Source organism: Phocaeicola sp. HCN-40430, from assembly GCF_037890285.1.
Classification (GTDB): domain Bacteria; phylum Bacteroidota; class Bacteroidia; order Bacteroidales; family Bacteroidaceae; genus Phocaeicola; species Phocaeicola acetigenes.
Genome location: NZ_JBBKBS010000090.1, coordinates 1 through 345, shown reverse-complemented (window position 1 = coordinate 345; position 345 = coordinate 1). Strand labels below are relative to the sequence as shown.

The window sequence follows — 345 nt, the reverse complement described above, 5'->3', positions numbered from 1 at the left end:
ATATCCACTTCCTTTGTACGCAAGGGAAGGGCGGCAAAGGATGAACCCTTGAGAAAGGTACTCAGAAGTGAACTTTCAAAGCAGAGAGCTACCAGACTTGAAGGAAGTTTCGGAACTCAAAAGCAACACTACTCACTCGCAAGAATAAAGGCCAGGAACAGGAAGACTGAAATCCTTTGGATTTTCTTCGGAATACATACGGCAAATGCCGTGCTGATGATAGACAAAATCACGGATAGAACAGCTAAAGCGGCATGATATGATTTTCATAGCCAGAATCAGAAGAGGCCATCAGACTTCTTCCGGAGAGTCATGTCGTAACGGTTAGAATCAAGAGAGAAAATA

At 43.5% G+C, this 345-nt stretch carries 1 pseudogene; it reads left to right on the top strand.

Annotated elements, in window-relative coordinates:
- Positions 1-258, top strand: a pseudogene (locus tag WKU26_RS12725) (DDE transposase); the annotation flags it as partial.
- Between the last annotated feature and the right edge of the window lie 87 nt (positions 259-345).